The sequence below is a fragment of the Pseudomonas nunensis genome, assembly GCF_024296925.1.
Taxonomy (GTDB): domain Bacteria; phylum Pseudomonadota; class Gammaproteobacteria; order Pseudomonadales; family Pseudomonadaceae; genus Aquipseudomonas; species Aquipseudomonas nunensis.
In genome coordinates this window covers 3,039,701-3,055,804 of sequence record NZ_CP101125.1, presented here as the reverse complement: position 1 = coordinate 3,055,804, position 16,104 = coordinate 3,039,701, and the positions used below count along the sequence as shown (strand labels likewise).

Annotated in this window: 16 protein-coding genes; 12 read left to right on the top strand and 4 right to left on the bottom strand. The window is 60.0% G+C overall.

What is annotated here, in order from left to right; genetic code table 11:
• Positions 1-29: 29 nt before the first annotated feature.
• Entirely contained in the window at positions 30-1,565 is a 1,536-nt protein-coding gene (locus NK667_RS13060) for an MFS transporter (RefSeq protein ID WP_054615013.1), read from the bottom strand.
• 141 nt (positions 1,566-1,706) lie between these two features.
• Here NK667_RS13060 and NK667_RS13055 point away from each other — a divergent pair, with 141 nt between their 5' ends.
• Both NK667_RS13055 and NK667_RS13050 read left to right on the top strand, forming a co-directional pair.
• Entirely contained in the window at positions 1,707-2,573 is an 867-nt protein-coding gene (locus NK667_RS13055; RefSeq protein WP_054615012.1) for a LysR family transcriptional regulator, read from the top strand.
• Between the two features lie 384 nt (positions 2,574-2,957).
• A complete protein-coding gene (locus tag NK667_RS13050; protein ID WP_054615011.1) occupies positions 2,958-4,517 on the top strand; it encodes a TerC family protein in 1,560 nt (519 codons plus the stop codon).
• A gap of 142 nt (positions 4,518-4,659) precedes the next feature.
• On the opposite strand, the gene NK667_RS13045 is transcribed toward NK667_RS13050, so the two are convergent.
• Entirely contained in the window at positions 4,660-5,091 is a 432-nt protein-coding gene (locus NK667_RS13045; protein WP_054615010.1) for a thioredoxin family protein, read from the bottom strand.
• Between the two features lie 309 nt (positions 5,092-5,400).
• Here NK667_RS13045 and NK667_RS13040 point away from each other — a divergent pair, with 309 nt between their 5' ends.
• From NK667_RS13040 to NK667_RS12995, 10 genes are all read left to right on the top strand, one after another.
• On the top strand, positions 5,401-5,649 hold the full coding sequence (locus tag NK667_RS13040; RefSeq protein WP_054615009.1) for a type II toxin-antitoxin system Phd/YefM family antitoxin: 249 nt from the start codon (positions 5,401-5,403) through the stop codon (positions 5,647-5,649).
• Complete coding sequence (locus tag NK667_RS13035; protein WP_054615008.1) at positions 5,639-5,920, top strand: type II toxin-antitoxin system RelE family toxin; 282 nt, start codon at positions 5,639-5,641, stop codon at positions 5,918-5,920. The genes NK667_RS13040 and NK667_RS13035 overlap by 11 nt, the downstream gene beginning before the upstream one ends.
• Before the next feature lie 319 nt (positions 5,921-6,239).
• Positions 6,240-7,088, top strand: coding sequence for a transporter substrate-binding domain-containing protein (locus NK667_RS13030; RefSeq protein ID WP_054615007.1), 849 nt, complete (start codon positions 6,240-6,242; stop codon positions 7,086-7,088).
• A gap of 177 nt (positions 7,089-7,265) precedes the next feature.
• Positions 7,266-7,928 carry an amino acid ABC transporter permease gene (locus NK667_RS13025; protein WP_054046642.1) on the top strand — a complete coding sequence of 221 codons (663 nt, stop codon included), beginning with the start codon at positions 7,266-7,268 and terminating at the stop codon, positions 7,926-7,928.
• Between the two features lie 9 nt (positions 7,929-7,937).
• Complete coding sequence (locus NK667_RS13020; protein WP_054046640.1) at positions 7,938-8,600, top strand: amino acid ABC transporter permease; 663 nt, start codon at positions 7,938-7,940, stop codon at positions 8,598-8,600.
• Positions 8,597-9,388: an amino acid ABC transporter ATP-binding protein gene (locus NK667_RS13015; RefSeq protein ID WP_054615006.1), complete on the top strand. Its 792-nt coding sequence runs from the start codon at positions 8,597-8,599 to the stop codon at positions 9,386-9,388. Before NK667_RS13020 ends, NK667_RS13015 begins: the two co-directional genes overlap by 4 nt.
• A 36-nt stretch (positions 9,389-9,424) precedes the next feature.
• Positions 9,425-9,814 carry a RidA family protein gene (locus tag NK667_RS13010; RefSeq protein ID WP_054615005.1) on the top strand — a complete coding sequence of 130 codons (390 nt, stop codon included), beginning with the start codon at positions 9,425-9,427 and terminating at the stop codon, positions 9,812-9,814.
• Between the two features lie 146 nt (positions 9,815-9,960).
• Entirely contained in the window at positions 9,961-10,725 is a 765-nt protein-coding gene (locus tag NK667_RS13005) for an IclR family transcriptional regulator (RefSeq protein ID WP_054615004.1), read from the top strand.
• A gap of 39 nt (positions 10,726-10,764) precedes the next feature.
• Positions 10,765-11,982, top strand: coding sequence for an amino acid deaminase (locus tag NK667_RS13000; RefSeq protein WP_054615003.1), 1,218 nt, complete (start codon positions 10,765-10,767; stop codon positions 11,980-11,982).
• Between the two features lie 129 nt (positions 11,983-12,111).
• Entirely contained in the window at positions 12,112-13,044 is a 933-nt protein-coding gene (locus NK667_RS12995; protein ID WP_054615002.1) for a sugar kinase, read from the top strand.
• A gap of 114 nt (positions 13,045-13,158) precedes the next feature.
• On the opposite strand, the gene NK667_RS12990 is transcribed toward NK667_RS12995, so the two are convergent.
• On the bottom strand, positions 13,159-13,464 hold the full coding sequence (locus tag NK667_RS12990; protein ID WP_256207501.1) for a peptidylprolyl isomerase: 306 nt from the start codon (positions 13,462-13,464) through the stop codon (positions 13,159-13,161).
• A 36-nt stretch (positions 13,465-13,500) separates the two neighbouring features.
• Positions 13,501-16,038, bottom strand: coding sequence for a PAS domain-containing hybrid sensor histidine kinase/response regulator (locus NK667_RS12985; RefSeq protein ID WP_054615001.1), 2,538 nt, complete (start codon positions 16,036-16,038; stop codon positions 13,501-13,503).
• Between the last annotated feature and the right edge of the window lie 66 nt (positions 16,039-16,104).

Below are 16,104 nucleotides of genomic sequence, written 5' to 3'. Positions count from 1 at the left end.
GCCCTCCCATTCAACATCGAATCATGCCGTCAAACCCGCGCCGTTTCCGGCAAGTGCTTCGAAGGCGCTGGAATCGGATTACGCATCAACGTACCCACCACCAACGCCCCCAGCAGCGCCAATAACCCCGCAACCAACAGCAACAAACTGAAACCGCCAACAAACGCTTGCCGAGCCAACGGTTCAACCACACCGCGCGCGGCATCCGGCAACAAACCCAGCGCCGCTGTCATATCCCCGGCCACCACCCGCGAGGCGATACCGCGCGTTTGCTCCAGCCATTGCCCCGACAGACTATTACGCAGCAACAACTCGGTATGACTGGCCAGCAACGCGCCGTACACGCCGATGGCCAGCATGATTGCGCTGAAGCGCATGGTGGTGCTCATGCCCGACGCCATGCCGGCGCGGTCCCGTGGCACGCAGGCCATGATGTTTTTCTGCGTGTCGCCATTCAGCAGCCCGGCGCCGGCACCGGTCACGGCAATCGCCAGGGCAAAGGGCAGGTAGCCGCCGCTGTTGACCGCCCAGGCGCTGAGCAGATTGCCGCCGCCGACCAGCGTCAGCCCGGTGGCCATCAATGTCGCGGGAGCAAACCGGCTCGCCAGCCGCGCACCGATGCGCGGGCAGATCAGCATCGTCACGGCAAACGGCAACATTCCCAGTCCCGAGGCAATAGCCGAAAAGCCGAGGCCGTTTTGCAGGTAGAACGGCAGCATCGTCATCATCACTTGGGCGCAACCGGCGTAGGCGAACATCCCCAGTAGCGCGCCGATAAAGCGTGGATGCTTGAACAATTGCAGGTCAACCATGGGCCGCTGCTGCACCCGCTCGATCACTACGAACAACCCGAGCAACAGCGCGCCGCCGATCAGTCGTGCGTAAGTGAGTGGATTGCTCCAGCCGATGCGGTTGGCTTCGATCAGACCCCAGATCAGGCACAACAGACTCGCACTGAAGGCCAGGCTGCCCCACGGATCGAGGCGGGAGGATTGAGTGTCTCGGGATTCCGGCACGTTGCGCCAGACCATCGCCATCAGCAGCAAACCGACTGGCAAGTTCAGGTAAAAAATCCAGCGCCATCCGATGTACTCGGTGATCAACCCGCCCAGCATCGGCGCGGTCGTCATCGCCACGCCCATGCACGCGCCCCAGAACGCCCAGGCCTTGGCTCGCTCCACCTCGTCGTGAAAGGCATGGCCAATCGAGGCCAGTGCCGAGGTCAGCAGCAGCGCCGCGCCAACTCCTTTGATCGCCCGGGCAATGTCGAGAAACAGCGCATTCGGCGCCGCCCCGCACCCGAGGGAGGCGAGGATGAAAATACCCAGACCCCAGAGCAGGGTTTTCTGCCGGCCAAAGCGGTCGGCAATGCTGCCTGCTGGCAGCAACAATGCGGCGAAGGCCAGCATATAGGCGCTGACCACCCATTCGATGTCGGCAAAATTGGCACCCAGGTCCCGGGCGATGGTCGGCAGGGTGACGGCGACGATATTAGTGTCGAGGACAATCAGCGAACACACCCCGGAGGCGGTCAGCAGTGTCAGGCGCGGACTGACCCGGTTCATTAGGAGATTGCCTTTTGAGTAAGGTGTTTGACGGACATGGTTTCGGCTCTCTACTGTGGGTGCACCGAAAGCTTATCCCGGTCGCTATCAGGCTTTGTTAGCTGGCAGTCTGGACTTAATTACCTTTGAGCTAATCCTTCGATGGACATACGCCATTTCCGCTACTTTCTGGCCGTTGCCCGGCAGCGCAATTTCACCCGCGCCGCCGAACAACTGGGCATCGCGCCGCCGACTTTGAGCCGTCAGATCCAGGACATGGAAACCGAACTCGGCACTCGGTTGTTCCTGCGTCAGCAACGGGAAGTCAGCCTGACCGAAGCCGGCGCCGCGTTGGTGATCGAGGCCGAAGCCACGGTGCGCCAGTTCGAATTCGCCCAGCGCAATGCGCAACGTGCCGGACGTGGCGATATCGGCCATATCGAACTCGGTTACGTGGCCTCGGCGGTGTACTCGGGGCTGTTGCAAAAACAGGTGCAAGCCTTTAACCGCGAGTGCCCGGACGTCAGCCTGAATGTGCGGGAAAGCCCGATGGCGGCGTTGCCGGGCTTGGTGATCGAGGGCCGGTTCGATATCGGTTATGTCCGTTCGCCCATGACCTTGCCCGACGGGTTGGAGGCGATTCGGCTCGATGCGGAAGGCTTTGTGCTCGCCGTGTCGAGCGAATCCTGGCTGTGCCGCTTGCCGCAGATCAACCCGGCGCATTTGCAGAACGAGATCTTCGTCCTGCCGGAGCAAATCAACGGAACTTTGCAGGTCGCGGCCCAAGGTGGATTCGCGCCGAAACTGGGGGCGCAACCGGGCGGGTTGGTCGCGGTGATTGCGCTGGTGTCGCTGGGGCAGGGCGTGGCGGTGGTGCCGGAGTCGGTGGTCGGGCATGTCGGGTTGCCCGGGGTGGTGTACCGGCAGATTGAGGCGTGTGCGGCGAGTTCGTGGTTGTCACTGATTTATCGGCGGTTTGAGAAGTCGCGGGCGGTGAGCCGGTATATCGAGCAGGTTCGGAACAGCTAAGGCAAAAGCTTCGCGATCAAGCCCGCTCCCACAGGGGATTTGTGGTCACTGAAGATCCCCTGTGGGAGCGGGCTTGCTCGCGAAGGCGGCCTCGAAAATACCAATTTTCCAAATGGTTTACAGATCTTGTAATGATTTCCCGCTGTAGGAAAAGTCACCGCTCCCTGTACGCTCCAAGTCCTTTTTCCTTTCAGGACTTGCATGAACACCCTCTCGGAGCCTCCCAGTCAGCCCGTCATCTCGCGCATCTGCGCAACTCTGACGCACGCCAAACACCCGGTTTTCCGACCTCTGTCTATTTCTGTATCTACAACCTCACGGCACTCGCGCCGCACCTTGCCGTGCCCGGCATTCTGAATTCGCTGAACAGATCGAGACTTTTTTATGGAATGGATAGCTGACCCCACCGCTTGGCTGGGCTTGTTGACGTTGATTGTGCTGGAGCTGGTGCTGGGCATCGACAACCTGGTGTTTATCGCGATCCTGGCGGACAAGTTGCCGCCGCATCAGCGTGATCGTGCGCGGATCATCGGGTTGTCCCTGGCGCTGCTGATGCGTCTTGGCTTGCTGGCGAGTATTTCCTGGCTGGTGACGCTGACTCAGCCGCTGTTCGAGGTGTTCGACAAGAGCTTCTCCGGGCGTGACTTGATCATGCTGTTCGGTGGTGTGTTCCTGTTGTTCAAGGCCACCATGGAACTGCACGAACGCCTCGAAGGCCATGTCGGCCAACGGGCGAGCAATGCGGTTTATGCGATGTTCTGGCCGATCGTGGCGCAGATCGTGGTGCTCGACGCAGTGTTTTCCCTGGACGCGGTGATTACCGCCGTGGGCATGGTCGATGAGCTGGCGGTGATGATGATCGCGGTGATCATTTCCATCGGTCTGATGATCGTCGCGAGCAAGCCGCTGACCCGCTTCGTCAACGAACACCCGACGGTGATCATGCTGTGCCTGGGCTTCCTGATGATGATCGGTTTCGCCCTGACCGCCGAAGGCCTGGGGTTCCACATTCCCAAGGGTTACCTGTACGCGGCCATCGGTTTCTCGATCCTGATCGAAGTGTTCAACCAGATCGCCCGCGCCCGGCGCAAGCGCTCCATGCAGGGCCTGCGCCCGATGCGCGAGCGCACGGCGCATGCGGTGATGCGTTTGCTCGGTGGTCGCCGGTTGGCGGTGGAAGAGGTCGGCGAAGAGATTGCCGACCTGTTGGATAACGGTGAGGCGCCGAGTGAAGTGCTGTTTGACCGCCGTGAGCGCGTGATGATCAGCGGCGTGTTGCAACTGGCCGAACGGCCGATTCGTACTCTGATGACGGTGCGGGCTGACGTCGATCACATCGATCTGGCCGACGATGCCGAGACCATTCGTACACGCCTGATGCACTCGTCCTACTCACGCCTGCCGTTGATTCGCAATGGCGCGGTGGATGAGCCCCTGGGCTTCGTGCATAAAAAGGAACTGCTGAAAGAGTACCTGGCCGGCAACGACCCAGAACTTGAAGACCTTGCGCGCACGACCATCAACTTGCTCGAGAGCTACTCGATCCTCAATGCCCTGGAGCAGATGCGCCAGGCCTCGACTCACATCGCCTTCGTGGTCAATGAATTCGGCGACTTCGTCGGCGTGCTGACCATGACCGATATTCTTGAGTCGATCGCCGGCGAATTGCCGGACGCCAGCGAAATCGAAGGCCCGGATGTGGCTGAAGAGCAGGGCGGGTTCATGGTCAGCGGCGCATTGAGCCTGGCGCGGGTGCGGCAGTTGACTGGCTTCGGCGCTGAACCCACCGAGGATTACCAGACTTTGGCCGGGTTGGTGATGAGTGTGCTGGATCGGTTACCGATGATCGGGGACCGGCATGAACGGGATGGCTGGAGCATGACGGTGATGGCGGTTGAAGAGCGGCGGGTGGTGCGGGTGTTGTTGGTACGTATCAGCGGGTAATTTTGCCTTGGGTTTGAGGGCCTCTTCGCGAGCAAGCCCGCTCCCACACTGGATCCGCGGCGAGCACATTATTTGTGTACTCCACTGAATCCATGTGGGAGCGGGCTTGCTCGCGAAGGCTATCTGCCAAACAACACATCTCTCAAGCACCGACCAAGGACCGCGCCCGAGCCACCGTACACAAGCCACGCAACGTCCGCCGCAACCATCCCAAATCATGTCTCGGTTTTCGAGGCGCATAACGTGGCTTCACCTTTCCGATATGCGCCACGAAATCCGCCGCCAGCGTTTGCGCAGTCCCAATCCCCTTAATCTTCTTCAGCAATTTCCCATCCTTGTAAAACAGCACCGTCGGCGTCCCGGTGACATTCGGATGCCGGGGCGATTCACTGGTGTTCAACATATAAATGTCCGCCCGATGCCGATACGTCTCGGCAATCGCCCGAAACACCGGCCCGGCCTCTTCACAAGCAGCACAGTGTTGATTGCCGAAGTACAGAATCACCGGACGCCAGGTTTGCAGGGCTTTACGGTAGGTCGGGGCCAACGCCGTGGGACTGGTGGTCGAGCTCATTGAAATCTCCTTTTCACAACGATCATCGAAGGCTCGTTGACGTTAAAGGAGGGCGGAAGGTGGGTCTACTGTCAGAAATTACAGGTGGTGATTTCCTATATAGGCCCCGATTTACCTCGCTGCCTTACAGGAACCGCCTGACAGGAAACGCGGAAATCCGGAAGCGCATGACGTGATAGTTTTTAGGCATTCGTGAGAGATGACGGCCGGTGGTGTTGAACGGGATTTTTACGGCAAAAAAGGATGGGGCGATATGCGTATCAGAGTGCTATTTTGAGCACTTCTTAAAGCACTCTAAGGAAGAACTTCATGACACATATCGTGCTTTCGCAAGTTGTCGCGAGCATATCTGAACTAAAAAAAAACCCGATGGGCACAGTGGCGGCCGGCGGTGGGCTATCTGTTGCGATTCTCAACCGCAACGAGCCGGCGTTCTATTGTGTTCCAGCCAAAGAGTACGAGGCCATGATGAGTCGTCTGGAAGATTTGGAATTGATCGCGCTTTGTAAAGAAAGAGAAAACGACCCAACCGTAAAGGTTTCAATTGATGACCTATGAGCTGGAGTTTTCTGAAAAGGCCTGGAAAGAATGGAAGAAGCTTGGGGTAAACCTTAGGGAGCAGTTCAAAAATAAGCTACAGGAGCGCCTTGTCCACCCGCACGTGCCAGCAGATCGACTCCATGGGCTTGGGAATGCTTACAAAATCAAGCTGCGGAGCGCGGGGTATCGATTGGTTTATCGGGTGAAAGACGAGGTGCTGATAGTGACCGTAATTGCAGTGGGTAAAAGAGAACGTGGCGGTGTTTACAAAGATGCAGGCGAGCGATAGCGCATTTGGCTAGCCTTTTCCTAAAGGAGGATCATTCTTTTTTCTTGTTTGCCCGTCGAGTGCAACCCTGCACTGTATTAGTTCACCTGGGCTTCAATGTGAACCAAGTACCCGCGCTCTGTAGCCAACGGTAGCGCTCCCTAATCCCGTGCGTTCGGTAACGCTTTTCCCCTCCCATCACGCATCCCTCTGATTCAAAACACTTTTCAATCTTCCCAACATAGGCCTCCCGTCCTATGGCACACTTTCTGCTGTCTATTCCGTTGTTACACACCAACGTCCGGTATAACGGAATACACAACACTCTGGAGTGCTTGCCATGCATCGCCGACCTTCCTTGTTCAAAGCGTGTGTTTTTATCCTCGCGGCTTCGGCTGCTGCCATGGGTGTTGCCCAGGCGGCGGACAGCAAGCTCGATAGCGTGCTGGCCCGTGGCAAATTGATCGTGGGGACCGGCAGTACCAACGCGCCGTGGCATTTCCAGGGAGCGGACGGCAAGTTGCAGGGTTTTGATATCGACATCGGGCACATGATCGCCAAGGGCTTGTTCAATGATCCGAGCAAGGTCGAGTACGTGGTGCAGTCCTCCGATGCGCGGATTCCGAACCTGCTGACGGACAAGGTCGATATCAGTTGCCAGTTCATCACCGTCACCGCCAGCCGTGCGCAGCAAGTAGCGTTTACCCTGCCGTACTACCGCGAAGGCGTCGGCCTGCTGCTGCCGGCCAACAGCAAGTACAAGGAAATCGAAGACCTCAAGGCCGCTGGCGACAGCGTGACCGTGGCCGTGCTGCAGAACGTGTACGCCGAAGAACTGGTGCACCAGGCGCTGCCAAAAGCCAAGGTCGATCAATACGACAGCGTCGACTTGATGTACCAGGCCGTGAACTCCGGCCGTGCCGATGCCGCTGCCACCGATCAGTCTTCGGTCAAATACCTGATGGTGCAAAACCCTGGCCGCTATCGCAGCCCGACTTACGCCTGGAGCCCGCAAACCTACGCTTGTGCCGTCAAACGTGGTGATCAGGATTGGCTGAACTTCGTCAACACCGCGCTGCATGAGGCCATGACCGGCGTTGAATTCCCGGCTTACGCGGCGTCCTTCAAGCAATGGTTCGGTGTCGATCTGCCCACCCCAGCCATCGGTTTCCCTGTCGAATTCAAATGAAAACTACTGCGCTCAGAAATACTGCGTTGAAAACAGACTCGAAATGCTCATTGGCTAAAGCCAACTCCGCTTTCTCGCCTGTTTTCGCCTTGTCTTTCCTTCGCTCGCTACGTTTCCAATTTTAGGATGATGAGCGGGGCGGCTGCGAAAGCGCCCCCGTTCAAGGTACTGCTGACCATGAACTATCAGTTGAACTTTGCCGCCGTGTGGCGCGATTTCCCCAGTTTGCTGGCGGGGCTCGGTCTGGGCCTGGAGCTGGCGCTGGTGTCGATCGCCATTGGTTGCGTGATCGGCCTGATGATGGCGTTTGCTTTGTTGTCGAAGCATCGCGCATTGCGGGTGCTGGCGTCGGTGTACGTGACGGTGATCCGTAACACGCCGATTCTGGTGTTGATTCTGTTGATCTACTTCGCCTTGCCGAGCCTGGGCATTCGGCTGGACAAGATTCCTTCGTTCATCATCACCCTGTCGCTGTATGCCGGGGCGTACCTGACCGAAGTATTCCGCGGTGGTTTGTTGAGCATTCCCAAAGGGCAACGCGAAGCCGGGCTGGCGATTGGTCTCGGCGAGTGGCAGGTCAAGGCGTATGTCACCGTACCGGTGATGCTGCGCAACGTGCTGCCGGCGCTGTCGAACAACTTCATTTCGCTGTTCAAGGACACCTCGCTGGCGGCCGCGATTGCGGTGCCGGAGCTGACCTATTACGCGCGCAAGATCAATGTCGAGAGCTACCGGGTGATTGAAACCTGGATGGTGACCACAGCGCTCTATGTTGCGGCCTGTTACCTCATTGCCATGATGCTGCGTTACCTCGAACAGCGTCTGGCGATCCGCCGATAGGAGCCTCCCATGTACGAATCCCCAAGTTGGTTGCATGAGTTATGGGTGGCGCGTGAAGTCTTGTGGCAAGGCTTCCTGACCAGCGTGCAGTGTTCGGCGCTGGCGATTTTGCTCGGTACGTTGATCGGCATTGTCGCCGGTCTGGTGCTGACCTACGGCAACGTCTGGATGCGCGCCCCGTTTCGTTTCTACGTCGACCTGATCCGCGGCACGCCGGTGTTTGTGCTGGTGCTGGCCTGCTTCTATATGGCGCCGGCATTGGGCTGGCAGATCAGCGCGTTTCAGGCCGGTGCCCTGGGCCTGACGCTGTTTTGCGGTTCCCACGTCGCCGAGATCGTGCGCGGTGCGTTGCAAGCGTTGCCGCGCGGGCAAATGGAAGCGAGCAAGGCGATTGGCCTGACGTTTTATCAATCGCTGGGTTACGTGTTGTTGCCCCAGGCGCTGCGGCAGATCTTGCCGACGTGGGTCAACTCGTCCACCGAGATCGTCAAGGCTTCGACCCTGTTGTCGGTGATCGGCGTGGCCGAGTTGCTGCTTAGCACGCAACAGATCATCGCCCGGACCTTCATGACCCTCGAGTTTTATCTGTTCGCCGGTTTCCTCTTTTTCGTCATCAACTACGCCATCGAATTACTCGGCCGGCACATTGAAAAGCGGGTGGCTTTGCCATGACTCAGACTTCTACTGCACCAAACGGCCAGGCCCTGCTGGACATTCGCGGCCTGCACAAACAATACGGCAAGCTTGAAGTGCTCAAGGGCGTCGACCTGACCATGCAGCGCGGCAACGTTGTCACGCTGATCGGTTCCAGCGGTTCGGGCAAGACCACGCTGCTGCGTTGCGTGAACATGCTCGAAGAGTTCCAGGGCGGACAGATCCTGCTCGACGGCGAATCCATCGGTTATGACGAGGTCAACGGCAAACGCGTGCGTCACGCCGAAAAGGTCATCGCCCGCCATCGTGCCATGACCGGCATGGCGTTCCAGCAGTTCAACCTCTTTCCGCACCTGACCGCGTTGCAGAACGTCACCCTCGGTCTGCTCAAGGTCAAGAAGCTGCACAAGGATGAAGCCGTCGCGCTGGCCGAGAAATGGCTGGAGCGGGTCGGCCTGTATGAGCGACGCGATCACTATCCCGGTCAGTTGTCCGGCGGTCAGCAACAGCGCGTGGCGATTGCCCGGGCGATTGCGATGAACCCGAGCCTGATGCTGTTCGACGAAGTCACCTCGGCCCTCGACCCGGAACTGGTCGGCGAAGTGCTGAATGTGATCAAGGGCCTGGCCGACGAAGGCATGACCATGTTGCTGGTGACTCACGAAATGCGTTTTGCCTTCGAAGTCTCGGACAAGATCGTGTTCATGAATCAGGGCCGGATCGAAGAGCAGGGGCCGCCCAAAGAATTGTTCGAACACCCGAAATCGCCGCGACTGGCGGAATTTCTCAAGAACACCCGTTTCTGATTTTTTCAAAAGAATTTTCAAGCAGGAGAAACACTCATGAGCATTACTCGTTACGGCACCGGCAGCACCGCCGCTGGCGGTCAGCCGCGTCCTTTCGCCCGCGCCGTTGAAGCCGATGGCTGGCTGCACGTGTCCGGGCAGGTGCCGGCGCTGGACGGCGAGATCATCACTGGCGGTATCGTCGAACAGACCCACCAGACCATGAAGAACCTGATCGCGGTACTCGAAGAGGCCGGCTATGGCCTGGAAGACGTTGTGCGTGCTGGCGTGTGGCTGGAGGATCCGCGGGATTTCACAAGTTTCAACAAGGTCTTCTCCGAGTACTTCAAACCCGAACACGCCCCGGCCCGGGCCTGCGTGCAGGCGCACATGATGGTCGATTGCAAGGTTGAGATTGACTGCGTGGCGTACAAGAAAAAGGCTTGAGATGTGCGGTGACTGCTTCGCGGGCAAGCCTCGCTCCTACAGGGGAGTGCGGTTTCATGTAGGAGCGAGGCTTGCCCGCGAAGGCGCCCTAACAGTCACCACCGTACTCTGGTTAAACTCCCGGCACTTTTATGGGAACTGATGACATGACCGAAGACACCATCAAGCGCCGGGCACGTGGTCTGGACCGGGCGTTCGATATCCTCGATTTCCTCAAGGAAATCGGCCAGCCCCTGCGCCCGAACGAAATCGCCAGTGGCATCGGCAGCCCGAAATCCACGGTCTACGAACTGGTGGCCTCGCTGCTGGAACGACGCATCCTCGAACCCGTGGGCAAGGACGGTCACGTCTACCTCGGCCGCCAACTGTACTTCCTCGGGCAGGCGCACTTGCGCCATTTCGACCTGACCCGCGAGGCCGATCACGCCCTGCAGGAAATCGTCAGCCAGACCCGCGAAACCGCGCAGATGTGCCTGCTCAACGGGCGCAAATACACCGTGGCGCTGATGAAAGAGGGCGAGCGGCATTTCCGTATTTCCTCGGACATTGGCGAAAACGCGCCGATTCCCTGGACTGCGTCTGGGCGCCTGTTGCTGGCGCACTTGAGCGACGACGAAATCGTCGACCTGATCGACCACGACGACTTCATCCTGCCCAACGGCGACCGTCTGCCGCTGGAAACGTTTCTCCGGGAAATCCGCCAGGCCGGGATCGACGGGTTTTTCTCTTTCGATAGCGTCGCCGACACCTTCACCCATTGCTTCGCCGCCCCGGTCAAAGACCCCAACGGCGTGGCCATTGCGACCCTGTGCATCGTCGCCCCACGGGCGGATGCCAAGAACAATTACAACGACTATCGTCGGGTACTGATCGACAGCGCCAACAACCTGGCCCGACGTATCAACGAATAACAGCGGCTGCCTGCGGCCGCGAATGTAAGGAGTTCGAACATGTCTTCTGCCGAATCCACTGCTGCCGTAGAAAAAGGCTTTGCGCACACCGGTGCTCATCTGGTGCGCGACGTCAGCCTGCCGGCGCTGGTGTTGCACCGTGAAGCGCTGGAACACAACATCCGCTGGATGCAGGCGTTCGTCAGCAACAGCGGCGCGGAACTGGCGCCCCACGGTAAAACCAGCATGACCCCGGCACTGTTTCGCCGCCAACTCGACGCTGGCGCCTGGGGCATCACCCTGGCCAGCGCCACCCAGACCCGCGCGGCCTATGCGCATGGCGTACGTCGGGTGTTGATGGCCAACCAACTGGTCGGCACGCCGAACATGGCGTTGATCGCTGATTTGCTGGCGGACCCGACCTTCGACTTCCATTGCATGGTCGATCACCCGGACAACGTCGCCGACCTGGGGGCGTACTTCGCTTCCCGTGGCGTGCGCTTGAACGTGATGATCGAATACGGCGTGGTTGGCGGTCGTTGCGGTTGCCGCACCGAGGCCGAAGTGGTGGCGCTGGCCCAGGCCATCGCTGCACAACCGGCGCTGTCGTTGACCGGGATCGAAGGGTACGAAGGCGTGATTCACGGCGATCACGCGGTCAGCGGCATCCGTGAGTTCGCCGCTTCGTTGGTGCGTCTGGCGGTGCAGCTGCAGGACAGCGGGGCGTTCGCGATTCCCAAGCCGATCATCACCGCTTCGGGTTCGGCCTGGTACGACCTGATCGCCGAATCCTTCGAAGCCCAGAACGCCAGTGGCCGCTTTCTCAGCGTGTTGCGCCCCGGCAGTTACGTGGCCCACGACCATGGCATCTACAAAGAAGCGCAATGCTGCGTGCTCGACCGTCGCAGCGATTTGCATGAAGGCTTGCGCCCGGCGCTGGAAGTCTGGGCGCACGTGCAGTCGTTGCCGGAACCGGGCTTTGCGGTGATCGCCCTCGGCAAGCGCGACGTAGCGTACGACGCCGGTTTGCCGGTGCCGTTGTTGCGTTACAAGGCGGGTGTGATTCCGGCGGTAGGCGATGATGTCAGCGCCTGCAAAGTGACGGCGGTGATGGACCAGCACGCGTTCATGACCGTGGCAACCGGAGTTGAATTGCGGGTCGGGGACATCATTTCGTTCGGCACTTCGCATCCGTGCCTGACGTTCGACAAATGGCGCACGGGGTGCCTGGTGGATGAGCAGTTGCAGGTGATTGAGACCATGGAAACCTGTTTCTAAGGCTCCAGACCGAGGCGTGGCCTTCGCGGGCAAGCCCGCTCCCACATTTGGAATGCGTTTCCCTGTGGGAGCGGGCTTGCTCGCGAAGAGGCCCGCCCAGACACCACCGAACCGTGAGATTCCACACCCATGAACACCATCAACACCCTCGGCCCCAACACCCCGCGCATCGCGCTGATCGGCGAATGCATGATCGAGTTGCAGCAGCGCCCCGACGGCAGCCTGCAACAAAGCTTCGGCGGTGACACCTTGAACGCCGCCGTCTACCTGTCCCGGGAACTGGGTGAGGGCGGCACGGTGGATTACGTCACCGCCCTTGGCGATGACAGCTTCAGCGATGCCATGTGCCAGAGCTGGGCGGCCGAGAACATTGGCCTGGAAATGGTTCAGCGCTTGCCCGGTCGCTTGCCGGGGTTGTATTGCATCCAGACCGACGCCGCTGGCGAGCGCCGCTTTCTCTACTGGCGCAACGAAGCGGCGGTCCGCAGCTGCTTCACCACCCCGGCGGCCGCGCCGATTCTGGCGGCATTGCCGGATTACGACGTGCTGTATTTTAGCGGCATCACCCTGGCAGTCCTGGGCGAGCAAGGTCGGGAAAAGTTACTGGAAACCTTGATCGAAGCCCGGCAGCGGGATGCGCGAATCGTGTTCGACAACAACTACCGACCACGTTTGTGGGCCTCGCTGGAAGAAGCTCGGGCGGCGTATCGCAGTGTGTTGCCGTACGTGGACCTGGCGTTGCTGACGGTCGATGACGAACAGGCGCTGTTTCACTTCTCCGATGCGAACGCGGTGTTTGAAGCTTACGCGCAGATCGGCACGCCGGAAGTGGTGCTCAAGCGTGGCGCCGAGGCGTGCTTGATTCGCTGTGATGGCGAGTCATTCGAAGTGCCGGCGCAGAAGGTCGAGCGCGTGGTGGACACCACGGCGGCGGGGGATTCGTTCAGTGCGGCGTACCTGGCCAATCGGCTCAAGGGCGGCAGCCCGGTAGAAGCGGCAGAGGCGGGGCATCGGTTGGCGAGTCGAGTGATTCAGATACCCGGGGCGTTGATCCCGAGGTAAGCGGAGAATGGCCGTTTGCTGCGCAATCGGTTCGCGAGCAAGCCCGCTCCCACAGGAGATCGCATATCCATGTGGGAGCGGGCTTGCTCGCGAAGGCGCCCTAAAGCAAACCTCTCAATCCCGATAAAACACCTGCACCAGGTGATACCCGAACTTGCTCTTGATCGGCCCATGCACCACTCGCAGCGGTTTCTTGAAGATCACCGCATCGATCACCCCGACCATCTGCCCCGGCCGCACTTCGCCTAAATCGCCGCCGCGCTTGCCGGACGGGCAGGTGGAGTACTTTTTGGCCAGCACATCGAAGGCTTCGCCCTTGGCGATGCGTTGTTTGAGCTGCTCGGCTTCTTCCGAGGTTTTCACCAGAATATGGCGGGCTTGAGCTTTCATTGAGGCAGACCTTGTAACGGTGGTGGCTATGTTGGAGCCAGCGGGGGCGCGCGATTATGCCTTAACTCACTCCGGTTGGCCGATCATCGTGCGAATCTTGTTGGCTAGCAGGTCGATGGAAAACGGTTTGGCCACCATGTCCATGCCTTCCTCCAGGAAGCCCTGGCGCTCGGCGGCTTTCTCCGCGTAGCCGGTCATGAACAGCACTTTGAGGTTCGGCCGATGCTGGCGGGCGATTTCCGCCAGTTGTCGGCCATTCATCCCTGGCAGCCCGACATCGGTTACCAACAAATCCACGCGCAGGTCGGATTCGAGCAAGGGCAGGGCAGCCCTCGCGTCTTCGGCTTCATGGGCGTGGTAACCCAGCTCATTCAGTAAATCGAGCACCAGCATGCGCACAGCCGGGTCGTCTTCCACCAGCACCACGGTTTCACCGGCAATCGCCGACGGTGCTTCGCCGGTGACTGGCATCAAGGTGTCCTGCGGCGCGCCGAGGTGCAGGCGCGGCAAGTACAGACGTACGCAAGTGCCCTGGCCCGGCACGCTGTCGAGGCTGACATGCCCGCCCGACTGCTGGGCAAAGCCGTAGATCATCGACAACCCGAGGCCCGTGCCCTGGCCGATGGGTTTGGTGGTGAAGAACGGATCGAACGCCTTGGCCAGCACCGATGCGGACATGCCGGTGCCATTGTCGCTGACGGCAATCATCAGATAGTCCCCGGCCTTGACCGACTCCAGAGGGGTGAGGTCGTTGCCGTCGAGGTAAACGTTAGCGGTTTCGATCAGCAGCCGACCACCGTCAGGCATGGCATCGCGGGCGTTGATCACCAGGTTCAGCAAGGCGTTTTCCAGTTGGCTGACGTCGGTGCTGACCGGCCACACCTCGTTCGCCAATTGCAGCTTGAGTTCGATATGGTCGCCCTTGGTACGGCTGAGCAGGTCTTCCAGGGAATGAATCAGGTCATTGGCGTTCAGCGGCTTGCGGTCCAGCGACTGGCGCCGGGAGAACGCCAGCAGGCGATGGGTCAGGGCTGCCGCGCGGTTGGCTGAGGACACCGCCGCTTCGGTGAACCGGCCGATCTCGGCGGTGCGTCCGTCGGCGATGTAGCGCTGCATCAGATCGAGGCTGCCGATGATCCCGGTGAGCATGTTGTTGAAGTCGTGAGCGATACCGCCAGTGAGCTGGCCGACCGCTTCCATTTTTTGCGCATGCCGTAATGCGTCTTCAGCGCGCTCACGTTCGAACATCTCGTTTTGCAGGCGCTGATTGGCTTCGGCCAGTTGTTGAGTGCGGGCGATCACTCGTTCTTCGAGGGTTTCATTGAGGTTGCGCAGAGCTTCTTCGGTCTGTTTGCGCTCGGTTTCGTCGATCACGAAGATGTAAAAACCGTTGACCGAGCCATCCGCGCCGTGGCGCGGCAGGTAATTCATCAGAGCGCTGCGGATGCTGCCGTCACGGTGCGCGGCATCGATGCTGAAGCAGCAAGGCTTGCCCGCCAGCGCTTCGGCGATGTGCTCGGCGCGCAGGCCGTAGGCTTCTTCGCCAAGCACTTCACGGATGGTTCGGCCGAACAGCTCTTGGGGTGTCAGGCCGTACCAGTCGAGGTACGCGGCGTTGTTCAGGCGAAAGCGTTCCTCGCGGTCCACGTAGCTGATCAGGATCGGCATCGCGTTGATGATCAGCTGCAACTCGGTCTGGCTCTGGCGTAGCGCCTGTTCGGTGTGTTTGCGTTCGGTCAGGTCCAGGGCGGCACCGAGGAAGCGCGTCGGCCGGCCGTGGTGGTCCTTGTAGCAACGCCCCCGGGCAAACACCCAGCGCAACTCACCATCGGGTTGCAGCAAGCGATATTCCTCGGCGTATTCGGTGCCGTGGGTGATGCAGTGCTTGATGCTGCGCGCCACCATGCCTCGGTCTTCCGGGTGCACGCCGTGCAGGTATTCGCTGATCGGCAACTGGCTGGCCATCGCCGGATCAACGCCGTGCAACTGCGCGAAGTGGGCGTCGGCGATGAAGCGGTCCTCGCCAATGTCCCAGTCCCAGGTGCCGACCGCATCGGTGGCGGCGAGCGCCAGTTGCAGGCGTTGTTCGGTTTCGTGTTGGGCCTTGAGACTGGCGGCGGAGCGCTGTTCGAGTTCGAGGGCGATCCGTCGTCGCTCGTTGGTTTCGATGGCCGTGACCAGGATCCCGGCCACCTCGGCGTGTTCATCGCGAATCGGGCTGTAGGTCAAATCCAGCCAGAAGTCGGAATCCTGCCCGTCGCGCTGCAAGGTAAAGCGCTGTTCGCTGTAGGTCCGCACCTGGCCTTGTAGGACGGCGCTGTAGATTGGGTCAGTAAAGTCTTTTAATTCGGGCCAGATCAGGTGTGTCGGCTGTCCGAAAGCGTGCGGATGCTTGCTGCCCGCCAGCAGCGCGAAGCCGTCGTTGTAGATCTGCGTGAGCTGCGGGCCCCACAGCAAGAGCATGGGCATCGGCGAATGAATCACGATGTCCACCGCGGTACGCAGGCTCTGCGGCCAGGCACTGGCGGCGCCCAGGGGGCTGCGGCTCCAGTCCAGTCGGGCGATCAGGGCCTGGGCATCGCTGCCGGTCGGTGATGCGTTCATCAAGATGTCCTGCACGTCAGTCGGTGTGGCTACGTCTACTATCCTTGCAAGGCAGTAGACGCTGGA